At 73.8% G+C, this 18,623-nt stretch carries 14 protein-coding genes; 12 read left to right on the top strand and 2 right to left on the bottom strand.

Annotated elements, in window-relative coordinates; genetic code table 11:
* Positions 1–40: 40 nt before the first annotated feature.
* Positions 41–868: a helix-turn-helix transcriptional regulator gene (locus tag DEH69_RS06065; protein WP_258534469.1), complete on the bottom strand. Its 828-nt coding sequence runs from the start codon at positions 866–868 to the stop codon at positions 41–43.
* Between the two features lie 597 nt (positions 869–1,465).
* On the opposite strand from DEH69_RS06065, the gene DEH69_RS06060 reads away from it, so the two are divergent.
* From DEH69_RS06060 to DEH69_RS06025, 7 genes are all read left to right on the top strand, one after another.
* Positions 1,466–2,692 (top strand): ATP-grasp domain-containing protein, encoded by a 1,227-nt coding sequence (locus DEH69_RS06060; protein ID WP_113685833.1) that lies wholly within the window; start codon positions 1,466–1,468, stop codon positions 2,690–2,692.
* Positions 2,693–2,762: 70 nt separating this feature from the next.
* On the top strand, positions 2,763–3,707 hold the full coding sequence (locus DEH69_RS06055) for a DUF1015 family protein (RefSeq protein WP_181727287.1): 945 nt from the start codon (positions 2,763–2,765) through the stop codon (positions 3,705–3,707).
* Between the two features lie 308 nt (positions 3,708–4,015).
* Positions 4,016–5,422, top strand: coding sequence for a NarK/NasA family nitrate transporter (locus tag DEH69_RS06050; RefSeq protein ID WP_113685881.1), 1,407 nt, complete (start codon positions 4,016–4,018; stop codon positions 5,420–5,422).
* A 202-nt stretch (positions 5,423–5,624) separates the two neighbouring features.
* Positions 5,625–6,764: a uroporphyrinogen-III synthase gene (locus DEH69_RS06045; protein ID WP_113685831.1), complete on the top strand. Its 1,140-nt coding sequence runs from the start codon at positions 5,625–5,627 to the stop codon at positions 6,762–6,764.
* A 96-nt stretch (positions 6,765–6,860) separates the two neighbouring features.
* Entirely contained in the window at positions 6,861–9,185 is a 2,325-nt protein-coding gene (locus tag DEH69_RS06040; protein ID WP_181727286.1) for a UvrD-helicase domain-containing protein, read from the top strand.
* A gap of 352 nt (positions 9,186–9,537) precedes the next feature.
* On the top strand, positions 9,538–10,941 hold the full coding sequence (locus DEH69_RS06035; RefSeq protein ID WP_113685829.1) for an NAD-dependent malic enzyme: 1,404 nt from the start codon (positions 9,538–9,540) through the stop codon (positions 10,939–10,941).
* A 316-nt stretch (positions 10,942–11,257) separates the two neighbouring features.
* The gene (locus tag DEH69_RS06025; RefSeq protein ID WP_113685828.1) at positions 11,258–11,536 is read left to right on the top strand and encodes an HU family DNA-binding protein; all 279 of its coding nucleotides are present in this window, start codon (positions 11,258–11,260) and stop codon (positions 11,534–11,536) included.
* A gap of 140 nt (positions 11,537–11,676) precedes the next feature.
* On the opposite strand, the gene murA is transcribed toward DEH69_RS06025, so the two are convergent.
* Complete coding sequence (gene murA / locus DEH69_RS06020; protein ID WP_113685827.1) at positions 11,677–12,996, bottom strand: UDP-N-acetylglucosamine 1-carboxyvinyltransferase; 1,320 nt, start codon at positions 12,994–12,996, stop codon at positions 11,677–11,679.
* A gap of 129 nt (positions 12,997–13,125) precedes the next feature.
* Here murA and DEH69_RS06015 point away from each other — a divergent pair, with 129 nt between their 5' ends.
* The 5 genes from DEH69_RS06015 to DEH69_RS05995 all read left to right on the top strand — a co-directional run bounded on the left by DEH69_RS06015 (position 13,126) and on the right by DEH69_RS05995 (position 18,545).
* A complete protein-coding gene (locus DEH69_RS06015) occupies positions 13,126–13,683 on the top strand; it encodes a YqgE/AlgH family protein (protein ID WP_113685826.1) in 558 nt (185 codons plus the stop codon).
* A gap of 11 nt (positions 13,684–13,694) precedes the next feature.
* On the top strand, positions 13,695–13,985 hold the full coding sequence (locus DEH69_RS06010) for a DUF3039 domain-containing protein (RefSeq protein WP_113685825.1): 291 nt from the start codon (positions 13,695–13,697) through the stop codon (positions 13,983–13,985).
* 206 nt (positions 13,986–14,191) lie between these two features.
* Entirely contained in the window at positions 14,192–15,097 is a 906-nt protein-coding gene (locus DEH69_RS06005; protein ID WP_113685824.1) for a xanthine dehydrogenase family protein subunit M, read from the top strand.
* Positions 15,094–16,221, top strand: coding sequence for a (2Fe-2S)-binding protein (locus DEH69_RS33355; RefSeq protein WP_113685823.1), 1,128 nt, complete (start codon positions 15,094–15,096; stop codon positions 16,219–16,221). Before DEH69_RS06005 ends, DEH69_RS33355 begins: the two co-directional genes overlap by 4 nt.
* Positions 16,221–18,545 carry a xanthine dehydrogenase family protein molybdopterin-binding subunit gene (locus DEH69_RS05995; protein ID WP_113685822.1) on the top strand — a complete coding sequence of 775 codons (2,325 nt, stop codon included), beginning with the start codon at positions 16,221–16,223 and terminating at the stop codon, positions 18,543–18,545. The genes DEH69_RS33355 and DEH69_RS05995 overlap by 1 nt, the downstream gene beginning before the upstream one ends.
* The last annotated feature ends 78 nt before the right edge of the window (positions 18,546–18,623 follow it).

Genomic DNA, 18,623 nt, shown 5'->3' with positions numbered 1-18,623 from the left:
TTGATTCGGTCCGGGGGATTCGATTCGGTCCGGGGAGGGTTTAGGACAGCCAGCCGTTGAGCGCCGCGCGCACCCCGGCCTGGAAGCGGCTGTCCGCGTCGAGCCGGTCCATCAGCCGCGCGACCACGCGGCTCACCGAACGGGGCGACACGCCCAGTTGGTGCGCGATGGCCTCGTCCTTCTTCCCCGCGGCCATCAGCAGCAGCACGTCCCGCTCGACGCCGGTGGGCTCGGGGCCGGAGTTGCGCTCGGCCTCGGAGAACTCCGAGGCCCTGTCCCAGTAGTGTTCGAACAGCTGCTGGAGGAAGCTCAGGACCGCCGGGTCGCGGATCAGCGCGACACCGACCGCCGTCTGGGCCGGGTCGATCGGCAGAACGGCGCAGCTGCGGTCGTAGATCAGCACGCGGGACGGCAGGACGCTGGTGATGCGCATCTGGGCCCCCTCCCGTTCCAGTGCCTCGACATACTGCACCGTCGGGGGGTGGTTGCGCGCGGTCTGCTGGAACAACTGGCGCATCTTCCCGCCCCGTTTGAGGATCCGCAGATCCAGCGGCCGCGCCGCGCGGACCGCCTCCTCGGTCGGGCGCCCCGGCATCAGCGCGTCGAGCGACGTCATGCAGGTGCGGGCCAGGTCGTCGATGACGGCCCTGATGTTGTCGATCCCCTCGACGACCTCGATGCTCGTCTTGGCCGAACGCAGGCTGCGCGCCTCCAGGTAGTCGCCGGAGAGCGAGTGCAGGCGCGCGCGGGTGGTCGCCATGGCGATGCGGCGTTCCAGGATGTCCTGTTCCAGGGGGGCGAGCAGGGCGTCGGCGGCGCTTTCGGGGCTGATGGCCACCCGGCCGCCGCCGGGAGACGACCTCAGCAACCCCAGGGAGAAAAGGCGTGATTCGGCATCTTTCACATCATCCGGAGTCAGGTCGGCCCGCACCGCGATCTGTTCCACCGAGTCCGTGGGGTGGATCACACGGAGCCGGTAAACTGTGGTGGCCGCTGTGTCTATTTCGCCGGATTCGTGCACGCTCTTCTTCCTTGGACGACATCGGCCTGCCCCTGGCGTCAACCTGACAGGCGAGATGATGCCACAGCGACTCTATCGACTTCCCCGTGAAAGCTCGTGAGCATGATGAGAGTCACCATGCCACTTATGTTCGCCTCTGTGGGCACGGAAGAGGGAAACTGTGAAGAAGTTCGCTCTCAGTGTTATCGCCGCTCTCGCGATCGCGGCGGCCACTGTCGGGTTCGCCCAGGGCACCGCCACCGCGGCGGGTCAGAGCTCCGCGAATCAGTCGGTCGGCACGACGAGCCTCTGGTACTGACCAGGGTACGCGTCCCGAGCGCCGTTTGACCACGATCTGTTCAGACCGTTCAGACCGTTCAGACCCATCAGACCGATCACGCATTGATGCCCTCGAAGTCGTCCGGGCCAGGCCCGCAGGATCAAGTGGAATGAGGAGGCGGCACGATGACGCCCCAGACTCCCCTGGCGGTCCTGCTCAGTCCACGGCTCGCCGTCGTGGAAGCGGCTCGCGAGGTCGGTGCGCGCAGCCTGGTGCTGGCCCCCGATCTCACCGTCCCGGACATCCGGGAGGCCGCCGCGGCGGCCGACGAGGCCATGACCGTCGACTGGCGGGATCATCCGCGGTTGATGATGGCCATCGGGCACCTCGCCAACCTCTCGGTCAGGGTCTCGGTGTTCGGATTCGCGGAGCCGAGCGCGCTCATCGCCGCACGGGCGAACGAGGCGCTGCGCTTCCCTGGGAACCCCCATGCGGCCGTCGCGTACCTCACCGACAAGGCTGCCCTGCGCGGCAAGGTCAACCAGCTCACCGGTGCCCCCGTCCGGTTCGAGCACTGCGACCGCGCCGCGCACCTGGCAGCTGTCGCCGAGCGCGTCGGCTTCCCGTGCGTGGCCAAGCCACGTACCGGGTTCGGCGGCCAGGACGTCCATCTGCTGCGCGCCGCGGCGGACGCGGCGCTCCTGGCCGCCGATCTGCCTCCCGAGCCCGCGTTGATCGTCGAGGAGTTCCTCGAGGGTCCTGAGTACAGCGTGGAGGCGCACTCCCAGGACGGGAAGCACCGCATCCTGGTCATCACCAGGAAGCACACCAGCGGCACCCCTGGGTGCCCCGAGACCGGCTACGACCTGCCGGCGGATCTGGACGACGACACCACCGACCGGATCCACCAGCTGGTTCATGCCACGCTCAACACGGCGGGCCAGCGCAGCGGTCCGTCCCAGACCGAGGTCATCCTCACCGAGGAAGGCCCGCGGCTGATCGAGTCGCACGCCCACCCGGGCGAGGACCGCGTCAGCGAGCTGCTCCTGTCGACCGGGACCGACATCCCGGCCCTGACGATCGCCACCGTGCTGGGACTTCCCGCACCGGCCCCGGCCCCGGCCGACCGGTATGTGGGTTTGCGCTTCCTGCGGTTCCCGCCCGGCCTTCTCGAAGGCGTGGACGGGTTCGCGGAGGCGCGGGGACTGCCGGGTGTCACCCGGCTCGAGATCGACGTTCCCCTCGGCAGCCATGTTCCGGAGACCACCAGCCGGGTCGCCGGACATGGCTTCGTCACCGCCGTCGCCGACACGTCACAGGAGTTGGAGGCCGTGCTCCGCAAGGCCATGGACACCCTGCGTCCGGTGGTGGTCGCCGCGTCCTCGAAGGAGGAGGAGCACACTGCTGCCTGACCTGTTCCCCGCGTTGGTCCCCCCGGGGACCCCGGCCCCACGGACAGACCTCCTCCTTCCCTTCCACGGCGTGCTCGCCCAGCCCCTGGGGCGCGCCAGCTACTACGTGCTCGAACGCCGCGACGCCGCGGGCGACATCCAGCAGCGCGGCGTCATCGGCGCACTGAGCCTGGACGGCGTCGAGACCGGCCACGTGCTGCGCAGGCAGCAGGTCGGCGAGTCCGACGTGCGCGTCCAGGCCAGGCTGCTACGGCAACGCGGCGGCGTGATCGAGCCGTTGCTCCTCGCCGCGCCCGACCTCACCCCGTTCCAGCGGTGCATCGACGAGACCACGCGGGGCCCCGCCGACCAGGAGCTCGCCACCCCCGAGGGCGGCGTCCAGCGGCTGTGGGCCTGTGACGCGTCGTGGTCCGCCGATCCACCGGCGCTCGCGCCCGTGCTGCTCGCCGACGGTCACCACAGGCTCGAGGCCGCCCGCCGCCTGCACCGCGCGCACCCGGGCGCGGTGGCCGACCGGCTGCTCGCGCTCGTGGTCGACCACCGGCGTTACCCCCTGACCCTGTCGGCCACCCATCGCGTGCTGCCGGGACTCGACATCGACCGCGCGGTGCGCGCCGCCGCCAGGATCGCCCGCGTGCACGCCCACCCGCCGGGCGCGCAGCGCGTGCCACGGCCAGGAACGTTTCTGCTCACGGGCGGCGGCCAGACCTGGGGGCTCTCCGAGATCTCCCCCGCGGCGATGGCCGGGCGGCTGCGGTCCGTTCCCGCGGAGTGGGTCGAGCTGCCCGCGGCGATCAGCGACCATGTGCTGATCCCCGCGCTGTGCGAGGACCAGGGCATCGAGCCCGCGCCCCGCTACACCAGCAGCGTCCCAGGACCCGGCGAGGTGGGGCTGATCCTGCCGCCGCCGACCTGGGACCAGATCTGGGCGGGCGCGGCGAGCGGCGCGGGGATGCCCGCCAAGAGCACAAGCTTCGGGCCCGTGCCGGTCGCCGAGGGCAGCTGGCAGCGCTAGGCCCTGCCCGGGCGGGCTTCGGGGCCCGTGCGCGTCGTTGGGCTCGGAGCCCCCGGCCCGGAGCCCCCGGCCCGGAGCCCCGGGTGGTGTCCGTGGGCAGAGTCCGTGGGCGCCGACGCGTCGGCGCACCGAGCCCACCGCGGTCACCGAGCCCGTCGCGCCCCGCCGCGGGTCCCGCGCTCACGGCGGGGTCAGGCGCCGGGTGAGGGCGAGGTTGCGTCGGTGTCACCTGCTGCCACGGGAAGGAAACGCGGCCTGCCTACCGTCGGGCGGGATGGCCAACCGACCCCGCTGGAGGCGCCATGCCGATGCCCGAGCCCGCGACAGCCAAGCCCGCGGCCGCCCGCAGAGGGGGGCGCTGGATCGACGAGTGGGACCCGGAGGACGAGGAGTTCTGGCGCACCACGGGCGAACGCGTCGCCCGCCGCAACCTCGTCCTGTCCATCGTGGCCGAGCACATCGGGTTCTCCATATGGACCCTGTGGTCGGTGCTCGTCCTCTTCATGGGCCCCGAGTACGGGGTGGACGCGGCGGGGAAGTTCTTCCTGGTCTCGGTCGCGACGCTGGTCGGCGCCCTCGTGCGCGTGCCGTACACGTTCGCCGTGGCCCGCTTCGGCGGCCGCAACTGGACGGTCGTGTCCGCCTCGATGCTGCTCCTGCCCACCGTCGCCGCGTGGCTGGTGATGGAACCCGGCACGTCCTACGGGACGTTCCTGCTGGTCGCGATCCTCACGGGCGTGGGCGGCGGCAACTTCGCCTCGTCCATGACCAACATCAACTCCTTCTTCCCGCTGCGCCGCAAGGGCTGGGCCCTTGGCCTCAACGCGGGCGGCGGCAACATCGGCGTCCCCGTCGTCCAGCTCGTCGGCCTGCTGGTCATCGCCACCGCGGGCGAGGGGCACCCGCGCGTGCTGCTCGCGGTCTACGCCCCGCTGATCGTCCTCGCCGCCGTGCTGGCCTGGCGATACATGGACAACCTCGGCCCGGTGACCAACGACACCGGCGCCGCCCGCGAGTCGGTGCGGGACGGGCACACCTGGATCATGTCGTTCCTCTACATCGGGACGTTCGGCTCGTTCATCGGCTACAGCTTCGCGTTCGGGCTCGTCCTCCAGAACGAGTTCGACCGCACCCCGCTCCAGGCCGCGGCCGTCACCTTCATCGGGCCGCTGCTCGGGTCGCTCATCCGGCCGCTCGGCGGCTCGTGGGCGGACCGCTGGGGCGGCGCGCGGATCACGCTGCTGACGTTCGCGGGGATGGCCGGGGCCACGGGCGTGGTGATCGCGGCGTCGGCCAGCGGCTCGCTGCCGGTCTTCCTCGTCGGCTTTATCGCCCTCTTCATGCTCAGCGGCCTGGGCAACGGCTCGACCTACAAGATGATCCCCGGCATCTACCACGCCAAGGCGCGGGCGCGGGGCCTCACGGGCGACGCCGCGGCCGCGTGGGGTCGCCGCCTCTCCGGCGCGGCCATCGGGCTGATCGGCGCGGTCGGCGCGCTCGGCGGCCTGGGCATCAACCTCGCCTTCCGGCAGTCGTTCCAGTCCACGGGCTCGGGAACGGCGGCGTTCGCCGGGTTCCTCGGCTTCTACGCCGTCTGCTCCCTGGTCACCTGGGCCGTATACCTGCGGCGCGCGCCAGGGCCCGGCGGCGGTGGCGCGCCCGCGGCGGCCTCGCCCCGCGACGCCAGCGAGCAACACGCCTATGCCGGGGTGTGAACGCGGCGCCACGCGCCCGGCACGCGAGCCGGGCGCGTAACGCCGGGGAAACCGGCCGGCCCCAGGGCAGACACGCCGCGTTGACAGTCTCGGCATCGGGCCGCCCCACGGGGACGGACGCCGGGACAGGCGCCGGGACGGCCACCGGGACAGGCGCCGGGGACAGGCGACAGGGACACGGCACAGGCACGGGCGGGAGCGGATGGGCGCATCGGAGATCAGGCCACTCGACGGGTTCGCCGTGGGCGTCACCGCCGCGCGGCGCGCCGACGAGCTGACCGCGCTGCTGCGCCGCCGGGGCGCGCAGGTGCAGCACGCGCCCGCGCTGCGCATCGTGCCCCTGGCGGACGACGAGGAACTGCTCGCCGCCACCCGGGCGTTGATCGACGCAGCGCCCGATGTGGTGGTGGCCACCACGGCCATCGGGTTCCGCGGCTGGGTCGCCGCGGCCGACGGCTGGGGCGTCGGCGACGAGCTGCTGCGCACCCTCGGCGGCGCCCGGCTGCTGGCCAGGGGCCCCAAGGTGCGCGGCGCGGTGCGCGCGGCCGGGCTGACCGAGGAGTGGTCGCCCGCGTCCGAGTCCATGGCCGAGGTGCTTCAGCGGCTCCTCGACGAGGGCGTGCGCGGCACCAGGATCGCGCTCCAGCTGCACGGCGAGCCGCTGCCCGGATTCATCGAGTCGCTGCGCGAGGCGGGCGCCGAGGTCGTGGACGTGCCCGTCTACCGCTGGATGCCGCCCGCGGACATCGGCCCGGTGGACCGTTTGATCGACACCGTGGTCGCGGGCGGCCTCGACACCGTCACGTTCACGAGCGCGCCCGCGGCGGCGTCCCTGCTGCGCCGCGCCGGTGAGCGCGACCTGAAGGAGCCGCTGCTCGCCGCGTTCCGCCACCGCGTGCTCGCCGCGTGCGTGGGGCCCGTCACCGCGCTGCCGCTCCAGGCCCAGGACGTGCCCACCCGCCAGCCCGAGCGCTTCAGGTTGGGCCCGCTCGTCCAGCTGCTCTGCGACGAGCTGCCCGCCCGCGCCCAGCCGCTGCTCGTGGCCAGGCGCCGCCTGGAGATCCGTGGCCACGCGGTCGTCGTGGACGAGCGGCTGCGCCCCGTGCCCCCCGCGGGCATGGCGCTGCTGCGCGTCCTGGCCCGCCGCCCCGGCTGGGTCGTTCCGCGCGCGGAGCTGCTGCGCGCGCTCCCCGGCGCGGGCCGCGACGAACACGCCGTCGAGACCGCGATGGCCCGCCTGCGCACGGCCCTTGGCGCCCCCGCCATGATCCAGACGGTGGTCAAGCGCGGCTACCGGCTCGCCCTCGACCCGGCCCTCGACAGCGCGAAGTACGGCGAGTGACCCCGCCCCGACCGGCCCTGAGCCGCGCCTACCCGCCGGTTGTCGCGTACGGTGGACCGCTGCCGAAGTGGACAGGGACGAAGGGGGTCCGAGGCGTTGGACGTGCGGGAACGGGAGATCCGTGACGAGCAGCGGCACCTTGACGCCGTGTACCGGCGGCTGACTGAGAAGATCCACGAGGCTGAGTACCTCATGGCCGACGCGGCGCGCCGCGTCCAGGTCGGCACGCCGGGCGCGCTCGCGGAGCGTGACGCGCAGGTCTTCCGCGCCGGGCTCCATCTGTCGCGCCTCAACAACGAGTTCGAGGACTTCCTCTTCGGCCGCATCGACCTGCTCGCGGGCAAGGACGGCGAGCGCGGCCCCGACGGCGCGAGCACATCGGTCGAGCCCGCCGCCGACGCCGTCACCGAGGCGCCCGACGGCTCACCCACCGCAGAGATCGCCGAAACGCTGCACATCGGCCGCCTCGGCGTGCTCGACGCCGACTATGTCCCGCTGGTCATCGACTGGCGCGCGCCCGCGGCCGCCCCGTTCTACCGCGCCACCCCCGTCGCGCCCGGGCGGGTCGTGCGCCGGCGCGTGATCCGCAGCAAGGGGCGCCGGGTGCTGGGCGTCGAGGACGACCTGCTCCGCCCCGAGCTGCGCGCGCTGAGCGAGGGGCGCGAGCTGCCCGTGGTCGGCGACGGTGCGCTGATGGCGGCCCTGGGGCGGGCCCGCGGGCACCGCATGACCGACATCGTCGCCTCCATCCAGGCCGAGCAGGACGAGGTGATCCGCGCCCCCGCCGTCTCGGTCACCGAGGTCACCGGGGGCCCTGGCACGGGGAAGACCGCCGTCGCGCTGCACCGCGCCGCCTATCTGCTGTACCAGGACAGGAGGCGCTACGCGGGCGGGATCCTGGTGGTCAGCCCGACGCCGCTGCTCGTCTCCTACACCGAGGGCGTGCTGCCCTCGCTCGGCGAGGAGGGCCAGGTGGCCATCAGGGCGCTCGGCGACCTGGTCGATGGCGCGTCGGCCGACTCCTACGACGACCAGGCCGTCGCCAGGGTCAAGGGCTCGGCCGCCATGGCGCGCGTGCTGCAACGCGCCGCGCGGGGCGTGCTCGAATCCGCGCGCGCCCCGGGGCGGCTCCGGGTGGTGGCGTTCGGCAGGCGCGTGGAGCTCGACGGCGACGCGCTCTCCCGCGTCAGGCAGCAGGCCCTCGGCGGCACCGCCCCCGTCAACCTGCTGCGCCCTCGCGCCCGCCGCCTGCTGCTCGACGCCCTGTGGCGCGCGTCGGGGGCGGCCGGGCGGTACGACGATCCCGGGATGGCCGAGGAGGCGCGCGAGGCGTTCACCGAGGAGATCGGTGCGGAGGACGCGTTCATCGACTTCCTCGACGCGTGGTGGCCCGAGGTCACCCCGCTCCAGGTGCTCGCCGCGATGAGTGACGAGCAGCGGCTCGGGCGCTGGGCGCGGCGCGTGCTGCGGCCGCGCGAGATCCGGCAGCTGGCCCGCTCCCTGCGCCGGATCACCCCCGCGGGGGCCGGGCTCTCGGCGCACGACGTGGCGCTGCTCGACGAGCTGCGCGTGCTGCTCGGCACCGCGGCCAGGCCCGCGAGGCCGCGCGAGGCGGACCCGGTGGACCAGCTCACCGGGCTCCAGGAGCTCACGACCTATGCCGAGCGCGCCGAGCGCCAGTCCGCGCGCCGGGAGGCGCCGGAGCGCGAGGGGGAACGCGTGGACTACGCGCACATCATCGTGGACGAGGCGCAGGACCTCACGCCCATGCAGTGGCGCATGGTCGGGCGGCGCGGCAGGAGCGCCACCTGGACCGTGGTGGGCGACCCGGCCCAGAGCTCGTGGCCCGCGCCCGACGAGGCGGCGGCGGAGAAGGACGCCGCGCTGGGCCGCCGCGCGCGCCGCCGCTTCGAGCTCACCGTCAACTACCGCAACCCCGCCGAGATCGCCCGAGTCGCGGACCGGGTCCTCCAGCGCGCGGTCCCGGGCGCGCGCCCCCCGCGCGCGGTGCGCGAGACCGGGGTCGCGCCCCGTTTCACCACCGTGTCCGCCCCCGAGGCGCTGCCCGAAGCGGTGCGCGCGGAGGCCGGGCGGCTGCTCGCCGAGGTCGAGGGCACGGTCGGCGTCGTGGTCGCCATGGGCCGCCGCGCCGAGGCGGCCCGCTGGCTGGCCGCCCCCGCGGGCGCGGGGGCGGGCGAGGGGTGGGGCCGCCTCGCCGTGCTCGGCAGCCTGGAGGCCAAGGGCCTGGAGTACGACGCCACGCTGGTGGTCGCGCCCGGCGAGATCGCCGGGGAGTCGCCGTCCGGTCACCGGGTGCTCTACGTGGCGCTGACGCGGGCCACCCAGCGGCTCACCGTGCTGTCCACACCGGCCGACGAGCCGGGCCCCGACGGCGTTCCCGAGCCGCTGCGGGCGCCCTGACCAGCGTGTCTGCGGCCGGTTGACCTCGGGCGTGAGTGGGGTAGCCTTGAAAAGGCGCCGGCCCGTTCCATGCCCCCGGGCCCAACCATTGTCGCTACGAGCGACCACTTGCCGCGAGGCGAGCTGGCGGGTCGGTGCCTTGACTTCCCCCTCGGTCTCCCCACGTCCCCCGCGCGCGCTTCGTCCGCGCGCGGGGCGGGCGTTGCCCATGCGCCGTCGTGCGGCGGGCCCGTGCCCACCCTTCCTGTTACGGTCATATCGGTCGGTCGTCCCGGCTTTCACCGGGGGATGAGCTCTCGTAAGGTGACAGCGACTTGGGGGGCGGCAACAGGAAAGTGAAGGAAGTCGACCCATGGCAACGGCGCCCAGTGTCTCCTATTCGATGACGGTGCGGCTCGAAGTCCCCGTGAGCGGCACGGCGGTGAGCCAGCTCACGACCGTCGTCGAGTCGTCGGGGGGCTCTGTCACCGGCCTCGACGTCACGGCGTCGGGGCACGAGAAGCTGCGCATCGACGTGACCATCGCGGCGAGTTCCACCGCGCACGCCGACGAGATCGTCCAGAAGCTCCGCGGCATCGAGGGCGTGGCGCTCGGCAAGGTCTCGGACCGTACATTCCTGATGCATCTCGGCGGAAAGATCGAGATGACATCGAAGCACCCAATTCGCAATCGCGATGATTTGTCCATGATTTACACCCCGGGCGTCGCCCGCGTCTGCACGCAGATCGCGGCCCACCCCGAGGACGCCCGCCGCCTGACCATCAAGCGCAACAGCGTGGCCGTGGTCACCGACGGCTCCGCGGTCCTGGGCCTTGGCAACATCGGGCCCCAGGCCGCGCTTCCCGTAATGGAGGGCAAGGCCGCCCTGTTCAAGCGGTTCGCGGGCATCGACGCCTGGCCGCTGTGCCTCGACACCCAGGACACCGACGCCATCGTGGAGATCGTCAAGGCCATCGCGCCAGGCTTCGCCGGGATCAACCTCGAGGACATCTCGGCGCCCCGCTGCTTCGAGATCGAGGCCAGGCTGCGCGAGGCGTTGGACATCCCCGTCTTCCACGACGACCAGCACGGCACCGCGATCGTCGTCCTGGCCGCCCTGCACAACGCGTTGCGCGTCGTCGGCAAGGAACTCGGCGCGGTGCGCGTGGTGATGTCGGGCGCGGGCGCGGCGGGGACGGCCATCCTCAAGCTGCTGATCGACGCGGGCGTCAAGCACGCGGTCGTGGCCGACATCCACGGCGTCGTGCACGCGGGCCGCCCCGATCTCGTGGGCGCGGACGGCGATTCGCCGCTGCGCTGGATCGCGGACAACACCAACCCCGAGGGGATCACCGGCACGCTCAAGGAGGCCGTGGCGGGCGCCGACGTCTTCATCGGCGTCTCGGCCCCCGACGTGCTGGACGCCGCGGACGTCGCCGCCATGGCGGACCGGGCCATCGTCTTCGCGCTCGCGAATCCGGACCCCGAGATCGACCCGGCCATCGCCCGGCAGACCGCGGCCGTCGTGGCCACGGGCCGCTCCGACTTCCCCAACCAGATCAACAACGTGCTCGTCTTCCCCGGGGTCTTCCGCGGCCTGCTCGACGCGCAGTCCCACACGGTCACCAGCGCGATGATGCTCGCCGCGGCCCGCGCGCTCGCCGATGTCGTCGGCGGGGACGAGCTGAACGCCAACTACATCGTGCCGAGCGTCTTCAACGAGCGGGTCTCGGGCGCCGTCGCGGGCGCGGTCCGCGAAGCGGCCCAGGGGGCCTAGAACGACCCTGCGATCCCGGGATCGGCCCCAGGAAGACGGCCCCCGGGCGGGCGAGTCGGTTGCCCCTGCCGCGCGGGTGACCCTTAGGGTGACCGGGAGGCAAAGCCTCGGGAACGTCACCGGCGGCACGAGCAGCGCTCTCCGTGTGACCCCCGCTGGTGCCGGATTGGCCTTCCCGCCACTGGTGGGGGCAGGATGCGTACCGGGCGAGGGGTTTACGGCAGGCAGACCCGGGTCCGGGCACTGTCAGTGGGCCCTGGCAGCATCGGCTTCGATCTCACGCCTCATTGGCAAGATGAACACGGGAGTACGAAATATGAACCGCAGTGAGCTGGTGGCCGCTCTCTCAGAGCGCGCCGAGGTGACTCGGAAGGACGCCGACGCTGTGCTGGCGGCCCTCGCCGAGACCGTCGGCGAGGTCGTTGCCAAGGGGGACGAGAAGGTCACCATTCCCGGCTTCCTGACCTTCGAACGGACCCACCGCGCCGCTCGCACCGCGCGGAACCCGCAGACCGGCGAGCCCATCCAGATCCCCGCCGGGTACAGCGTCAAGGTCTCCGCGGGCTCCAAGCTCAAGGAAGCCGCCAAGGGCTGACCGCCCCCCATACGCGACAAGAGGTGGCCTCCCGCCCGGAGGCCACCTCTTGTCGCGTATGGGGAACGCCCGTCCCGGTCGTCCACAGCCCGTTCCCGGCAGGGAACACCCCCCCGGGAACGGGTCTGCGAACGCGCCCGCTACGGGCGTTCGACCTTGGCGCCCAGATCGTCCAGCTTCCGCACGAAGTTCTCGTAGCCGCGGTTGATCAGCTCGATGCCGTGCACGCGCGAGGTGCCCTGCGCCGCGAGCGCCGCGATCAGATACGAGAAGCCGCCCCGCAGATCGGGGATCACCAGGTCCGCGCCCTGGAGCGGCGTCGGGCCCGAGACCACCGCGGAATGCTGGAAGTTGCGCTGCCCGAAGCGGCACGGCGTCCCGCCGAGGCACTCGCGGTAGAGCTGGATGCGCGCGCCCATCGCGTTGAGCGCCTCCGTGAAGCCGAGCCGCGACTCGTACACCGTCTCGTGCACGATCGAGAGCCCCGACGCCTGCGTCAACGCCACGACGAGCGGCTGCTGCCAGTCGGTCTGGAAACCCGGGTGCACGTCCGTTTCGAGCGCGATCGCGTTGAGCGGGCCGCCGGGGTGCCAGAAGCGGATGCCCTCGTCGTCAACCTCGAACGCCCCGCCCACCTTCCGGAACACGTTGAGGAACGTCATCATCTCCCGCTGGCTCGCGCCCCGCGCGTAGACGCTGCCCTTGGTCGCGAGCGCCGCGCTCGCCCAGGACGCCGCCTCAAGGCGGTCGGGCAGCGCCCGGTGCGTGTAGCCGGTGAGGCTGTCCACGCCCGTGATGCGGATCCTCCTGTCGGTGTCCATCGAGATGATCGCGCCCATCTTCTGGAGCACGCAGATCAGATCCTCGATCTCCGGCTCCACCGCGGCGTTGGACAGCTCCGTGACGCCCTCGGCGAGCACGGCCGTCAGCAGCACCTGCTCCGTCGAGCCCACCGAGGGGTAGGGCAGCGTGATGCGGCAGCCGCGCAGCCCGCGCGGCGCCTCCAGGTACTGGCCGTCCGCGCGCTTCTCGATCACCGCCCCGAACTGCCGCAGCACGTCGAAGTGGAAGTCGACGGGGCGCCCGCCGATGTCGCACCCGCCAAGACCCGGGATGAACGCGTGCCCGAGCCGGTGCAGCAGCGGTCCGCAGAACAGGATCGGGATGCGCGACGACCCGGCGTGCGCGTCGATGTCGGCGACGTTGGCGCTTTCCACCCGCGACGGGTCGAGCACCAGCTCGCCCTCCTCCTCGCCCCCGCGCACCGTCACCCCGTGCAGCTGCAACAGCCCGCGCACGACCCGCACATCGCGGATCTCGGGTACGTTCTGCAGCCGGCTCGGGGTGTTCCCGAGCAGCGCGGCGACCATCGCCTTGGGCACCAGGTTCTTGGCCCCGCGGATGCGGATCTCGCCCTGGAGGGGGGTGCCGCCGTGAACAAGCAGTACGTCGTCCGTCATGGAACTCACGATCTGAACGTAGGAAGCCTTCGGCCAGACGGAATCGTAATCCGAGCCGGGCGGCCCGCCTCGGGGGCGGGCCCAGGACAGCACTCCCCAGTACCCGGAGGGATGCGGAATCATGGCCCCATGACCGAGGCGTCCTCGCTCACCGGGCGGCTGCTGGTTGCCGCCCCGGCCCTGTCCGATCCCAACTTCGACCGCTCCGTGGTCCTCCTGCTCGACCACGACCGCGAGGGGGCCCTCGGGGTCGTCCTCAACAGGCCCACGCCCGTCGGCGTGTCCGAGGTCCTTCAGCCGTGGGCGGCGCTCGCGGGGGAGCCGGGGGTCGTCTTCCAGGGCGGCCCCGTGGCCCTGGACGCCGCGCTCGCGCTCGCCGCCGTGCCGGGCGCGGGGCCGCTCGGCTGGCGGCGCGTGCACGGCTCGATCGGCCTGGTCGACCTGGAGGCGCCGCCCGAGGTGCTGGCCGCCGAGCTGGGCAGCCTGCGGATCTTCGCCGGCTACGCGGGCTGGGGCCCCGAGCAGCTGGAACGCGAGCTCGACGAGGGCGCCTGGTACGTCGTGGAGTCCGAGCCCGGCGATGTCTCCGTGCCCGAGCCCGAGCGCCTGTGGCGCGCGGTCCTGCGCCGCCAGCGAGGCACCCTGGCCCTGCTCGCCACATACCCGGACGACCCGTCGCTCAACTAGGCTTGGGACCCATGAGCACTCTTGAGCCCGAGCGCGGAGCGGGCACCGGCACGCTGGTCGAGCCCACTCCGCAGACGACGCACGGCGATGGCGACCATGAGCGCTTCGCCCACTATGTCCAGAAGGACAAGATCATGGCGAGCGCGATGGACGGCACCCCCGTCGTCGCGCTCTGCGGCAAGGTCTGGGTGCCGGGCAGGGACCCGAAGAAGTACCCGGTGTGCCCCATGTGCAAGGAGATCTACGAGTCCATGGGCTCGTTCGGCGGCGGTGGCGGCAAGGACGGCGGCGGCAAGAAGTAGCGCCGCGCATGCCCTGATCGTGTGAGTTGCCGGGGCGCTCGTCCGCCCCCGAAGGCCCCTGGCGGTCAGGGCCTGAAGGCCCCTGTGGACGCCCTGACCACCCCCGCGTCTGCCGGGCCGGAAAATATGCCAGAGTTGCCACGTCCCGGCTCCCAGCACGTACCGTACGGCTCGGCAGCCGGGACGACCGGAAAGGGGCAGCTGGATTGAGCACCCACGCACCGCACGCAGCGCAGACGGACCGGCTCGTCGCGCTCCCGGCCACGCTGGACGAGGCGGTCGCCGCGCTGGCCGAGGTGCCAGCGGCCGTGCCCGTCGCCGGGGGCACGGATCTCATGGCCGGGGTGAACGCCGGGCTGTTGCGCCCCGCGGCCCTCGTGGGCCTGGGCAGGCTGGCCGAGCTGCGCGGCTGGGCATACCAGGACGGCCACGCGCTCCTCGGCGCCTGCCTGACCCACGCGCGGATGAGCCGCCCCGACTTCGCCGCCCTGATCCCGGCCCTGGCCGCCGCGGCCCGCTCGGCCGGGCCGCCCCAGGTGCGCAACGCCGGCACCCTCGGCGGGAACATCATCACCGCGGCCCCATCGGGCGACACCCTCCCCGTGCTCGCGGCCCTCGACGCCACCCTGCTGGTCGCGGGCCCCGAGGGCGAGGGGCGCCAGATCCCGGTCAGCCACCTGCTCGCGGGCCGCGACCGGCTGCGCCCCGGCGAGCTGCTGGCCCACGTCAGGGTGCCGCTGCTGCACGCGCCGCAGACGTTCCTCAAGGCCACCAGCAGAACGGGCCCCGCGCGCGCCAGCGCGTCGGTCTCCGTGGTCCTCGACCCGGTGCGCCGCGAGGTGCGCTGCGCGGTCGGCGCGGTGGCCCCCATGCCGCTGCGCCCGCTGGACGCCGAGCGGTGGGTGGCATCCCTCGTGGACTGGGACGGGGAGCGCGGCCTGGCCCCCGAGGCGCTGGCCGCGTTCGGCGACTACGTCGGCATGGCCTGCATCCCCGACCCCGCCGCCCCGGAAGACGGCGGCGATCCTCCGCAACTCCCGCCCGCCCTCGCGCACATGAGGCGTACCGTGGCAGCACTGGCCCGCCGCGGACTCGGAAGGGCTCTCGCATGAACGACGACCAGCAGTCCGAGGAGAACGCCCAGGGCCCGCGGCCGGGCTGGGGCGGGGAGTACGACGCGGAGGCGACCGCGTTCATAGAGCTGCCGGGCGGCTACTCCCAGGAGCCGGGCGGCGAGCCGCTGGCCGCCCCAGGGCACGGGTACCAGCCGCCCGAGATCGGCGGCCCCGCCGCGCAGCCCGCCACCGCCGACCCCACGACGGACCCTGGCTCGACCGGGCAGTGGACCATGCCGTTCTCGTGGGGCGAGCCCGACGCCGCGGGCGAGCAGCAGGGCGCCGCCCGCGGCCCCTCGCGGGCCGCCGCCATGGGCCAGGGCGCCGCCGCGCTCGCCGGTGGGCGGCGCAGGCTCGGCGAGGGTCCCGCCGGCGCCGAGGCGCCGCAGCTGCACGAGACCAGCCCCTGGCCGCCCGAGCGGCAGGCCGCGGCCGAGCAGCCGCCGCCTTCGGCGTGGGCCGCGCCCGCGGCGGGCGAGCCGCACCCGGCCGAGTCCGTGCCTGGCCCCGCGTCCCCCACGCCCCCCGAGCCCACCGCGGCCGAGCCCGCCGACGGCGGGGGCCGCAGCGAGCACCCCGAGGTCTCCTACGTCCTGCGGGTCAACGGCGTCGACCGCCCCGTCTCGGGCGCCTGGATCGGCGAGTCCCTGCTGTACGTCCTGCGCGAGCGCCTTGGCCTCGCGGGCGCGAAGGACGGCTGCGCGCAGGGCGAGTGCGGCGCCTGCTCGGTGCAGGTGGACGGCCGCCTCGTCGCCGCCTGCCTGGTCCCCGCCGCGACCGCCGCGGGCAGCGAGATCCGCACCGTCGAGGGCCTGAGCGCCGACGGCACCCCGTCCGACGTGCAGCGCGCGCTGGCCGCCTCCACCGTGCAGTGCGGGTTCTGCCTGCCCGGCATGGCCATGACGGTGCACGACCTGCTCGAGGGGAACCACACGCCCACCGACCTGGAGACCCGGCAGGCCCTGTGCGGGAACCTGTGCCGCTGCTCCGGCTACCGGGGCGTGCTCAACGCCGTGCGCGCCGTCGTGGAGGAGCGCGCGGCCAGGGCCGAGGCCCCGCACGACGAGGACCGCCAGGCCCGCATTCCGCACCAGGCCGGACCCCCGGCAGGAGGCATGTGATGACATACCAGGCCGGCGACGCGGCGGCCGTCACCGTGGTCGCCTCGCAGGCGGGGGGCGGCGGGCAGGGCAGCCAGTCGCCGCACGGGCTCGGCGCCTCGGTGGCGTCGGCCGAGGCGGAGGCCAAGGTGCTCGGCACCTACCCGTACACCGCCGACCTGTGGGCCGAGGGCCTGCTGTGGGCCGCCGTGCTGCGCTCGCCGCACCCGCACGCGCGGATCAAGCGCGTCGACACCGCCGACGCCGCCGCGATGCCGGGCGTGCGGGCCGTGGTCACGCACGAGGACGTGACGGGCGGGGCGGGCCTCGGGCGCACGGTCGACGACCGGCCCGCGCTGGCCTTCGACGTGGTGCGCTACCACGGCGAGCCGGTCGCGGCCGTCGCCGCCGACCACCCCGAGACCGCCAGGCTCGCCGCCGCCGCGATCGTCGTCGAGTACGAGGTGCTCGACGCCGTGACCGACCCGGAGAAGGCGTTCGAGGCCGAGCCCCTGCACCCCGAGGGGAACCTGATCCGCCACATCCCGCTGCGCCACGGCGACCCGTCGGCGACCGGCGAGGTCGTCGTCGAGGGCCTGTACCGCATCGGCCGCCAGGACCCCGCGCCCATCGGCGTCGAGGCGGGCCTGGCCGTGCCGCGCCCCGACGGCGGCGTCGAGATGTACACCGCCTCGACCGACCCGCACGGCGACCGCGACCGGCTCGCCGCGTGCCTCGGGCTCACCGAGGAGCAGGTCAAGGTGTATGTGACGGGCGTGCCGGGGGCGTTGGGCGACCGCGAGGACCTGGGGTTCCAGCTGCCGCTCTCGCTGCTCGCCATCCGCACCGGCAGCCCGGTCAAGCTGGCGGCGACCCGCGAGGAGTCGTTCCTCGGGCACGGCCACCGCCACCCCACGCTCCTGCGGTACTGGCACCACGCGGACCGCGAGGGGAAGCTCGTCAAGGTCGAGGCGCAGATCCTGATGGACGCGGGGGCCTACGCGGACGACTCGGCCGAGGCGCTTGCCGCGGCGGTCTCGTTCGCCGGGGGGCCCTATGTCGTACCCAACGCCGTGATCGACGGCTGGGTCGTGCGCACCAACAACCCGCCGTCCGGCTATCTGCGGGGCGAGGGCGCGATGCAGGTGTGCGCCGCGCACGAGGGCCAGATGGACAAGCTGGCCGCCCAACTGGGCATCGAGCCGGACGAGTTGCGCGCCAGGAACGTCCTGGCCACGGGCGACGCGCTGCCCACGGGGCAGGCCGTGACCTGCCCCGCGCCCGTCGCCGAGCTGCTCGGCGCGGTGCGCGAGGCGCCGCTGCCCGCGCTGCCCAAGGACGGGCCGGTCGAGGACTGGCTGCTGCCCGGCGGCCCCGACGGCGCCGCAGACCCGGGCGCGGTGCGCCGCGGCGTCGGCTACGCCCTCGGCATGGTGCACATGCTCGGCGCCGAGGGCGCGGACGAGGTGGCGACGGCGACGGTCAAGGTCGAGGGCACGTCGGCCACCGTGCTGTGCGCCGCCGTCGAGTCGGGCCAGGGCTTCGCGACGCTGGCCCGGCAGATCGTGCAGGACGTCCTCGGCGTGGACGACGTGCAGGTCGCGCCGGTCGACACCGACCAGCCGCCCGCGGGGCCAGGCTGCCGCTCGCGGCACACCTGGGTCTCGGGCGGCGCGGTGGAGCGGGCCGCCAAGATGGTCCGCACCCAGCTGCTCCAGCCGCTCGCCGCGACGTTCGGGATGTCCGCCGAGCTGCTTTCGATCGCCGACGGCAAGATCACCTCCTATGACGGGGTGCTCTCCACGACGGTGGCCGAGGCGCTTGAGGGCAAGGAGCTGTGGGCGACCGCGCAGTGCCGCCCGCACCCCACCGAGCCGCTGAACGAGTCGGGCCAGGGCGACGCGTTCGTCGGCATGGCGTTCGCCGCGATCCGCGCGGTGGTGGACGTGGACGTGGAGCTCGGCTCGGTCCGCGTGGTCGAGATGGCCGTCGCGCAGGACGTCGGCCGCGTGCTCAACCCCCGCCAGCTGCGCGCCCGCATCGAGGCCGGGGTCACCCAGGGCATCGGCGCGGCGCTCACCGAGCACCTGCGCGTGGTGCGCGGCGTGGTGCGGCGGCCCGACCTGGCGGGGTACGCGCTGCCGACCGCGTTGGACGCGCCCGATGTGCGGATCGTGCGGCTGGTCGAGGAGCGCGACGTGGTGGCGCCCTTCGGGGCGAAGGCCGCGAGCGCGGTGCCGCTCGTGGTGGCGCCAGCGGCGGTCGCGGCGGCGGTCCGCGCGGCCACGGGCCGCCCGGTGAACCGCCTCCCGATCCGCCCGCAGGCCGCCGTCAGCACGGGCTGAGCGGCGGGCGGGGCGCGGCCTACGACCAACGGCCGAAGCGGTTCCTTGCGCCGGTCCATAGGCGCCGCGGCCCCTCGC

It is taken from the genome of Streptomyces sp. PT12 (assembly GCF_003311645.1).
Lineage (GTDB): Bacteria > Actinomycetota > Actinomycetes > Streptomycetales > Streptomycetaceae > Streptomyces.
This window is presented reverse-complemented; position numbering and strand designations above follow the sequence as displayed.

Bases quoted from the DNA above. Each gene is read 5' to 3' on its own strand.
- DEH69_RS06060 (WP_113685833.1), top strand. From the start codon at position 1,466: ATGACGCCCCAGACTCCCCTGGCGGTCCTGCTCAGTCCACGGCTCGCC.
- DEH69_RS06050 (WP_113685881.1), top strand. From the start codon at position 4,016: ATGCCCGAGCCCGCGACAGCCAAGCCCGCGGCCGCCCGCAGAGGGGGG.
- DEH69_RS06045 (WP_113685831.1), top strand. From the start codon at position 5,625: ATGGGCGCATCGGAGATCAGGCCACTCGACGGGTTCGCCGTGGGCGTC.
- DEH69_RS06035 (WP_113685829.1), top strand. From the start codon at position 9,538: ATGGCAACGGCGCCCAGTGTCTCCTATTCGATGACGGTGCGGCTCGAA.
- DEH69_RS06025 (WP_113685828.1), top strand. From the start codon at position 11,258: ATGAACCGCAGTGAGCTGGTGGCCGCTCTCTCAGAGCGCGCCGAGGTG.
- murA (WP_113685827.1), bottom strand. From the start codon at position 12,996: ATGACGGACGACGTACTGCTTGTTCACGGCGGCACCCCCCTCCAGGGC.
- DEH69_RS06015 (WP_113685826.1), top strand. From the start codon at position 13,126: ATGACCGAGGCGTCCTCGCTCACCGGGCGGCTGCTGGTTGCCGCCCCG.
- DEH69_RS06010 (WP_113685825.1), top strand. From the start codon at position 13,695: ATGAGCACTCTTGAGCCCGAGCGCGGAGCGGGCACCGGCACGCTGGTC.
- DEH69_RS33355 (WP_113685823.1), top strand. From the start codon at position 15,094: ATGAACGACGACCAGCAGTCCGAGGAGAACGCCCAGGGCCCGCGGCCG.
- DEH69_RS05995 (WP_113685822.1), top strand. From the start codon at position 16,221: ATGACATACCAGGCCGGCGACGCGGCGGCCGTCACCGTGGTCGCCTCG.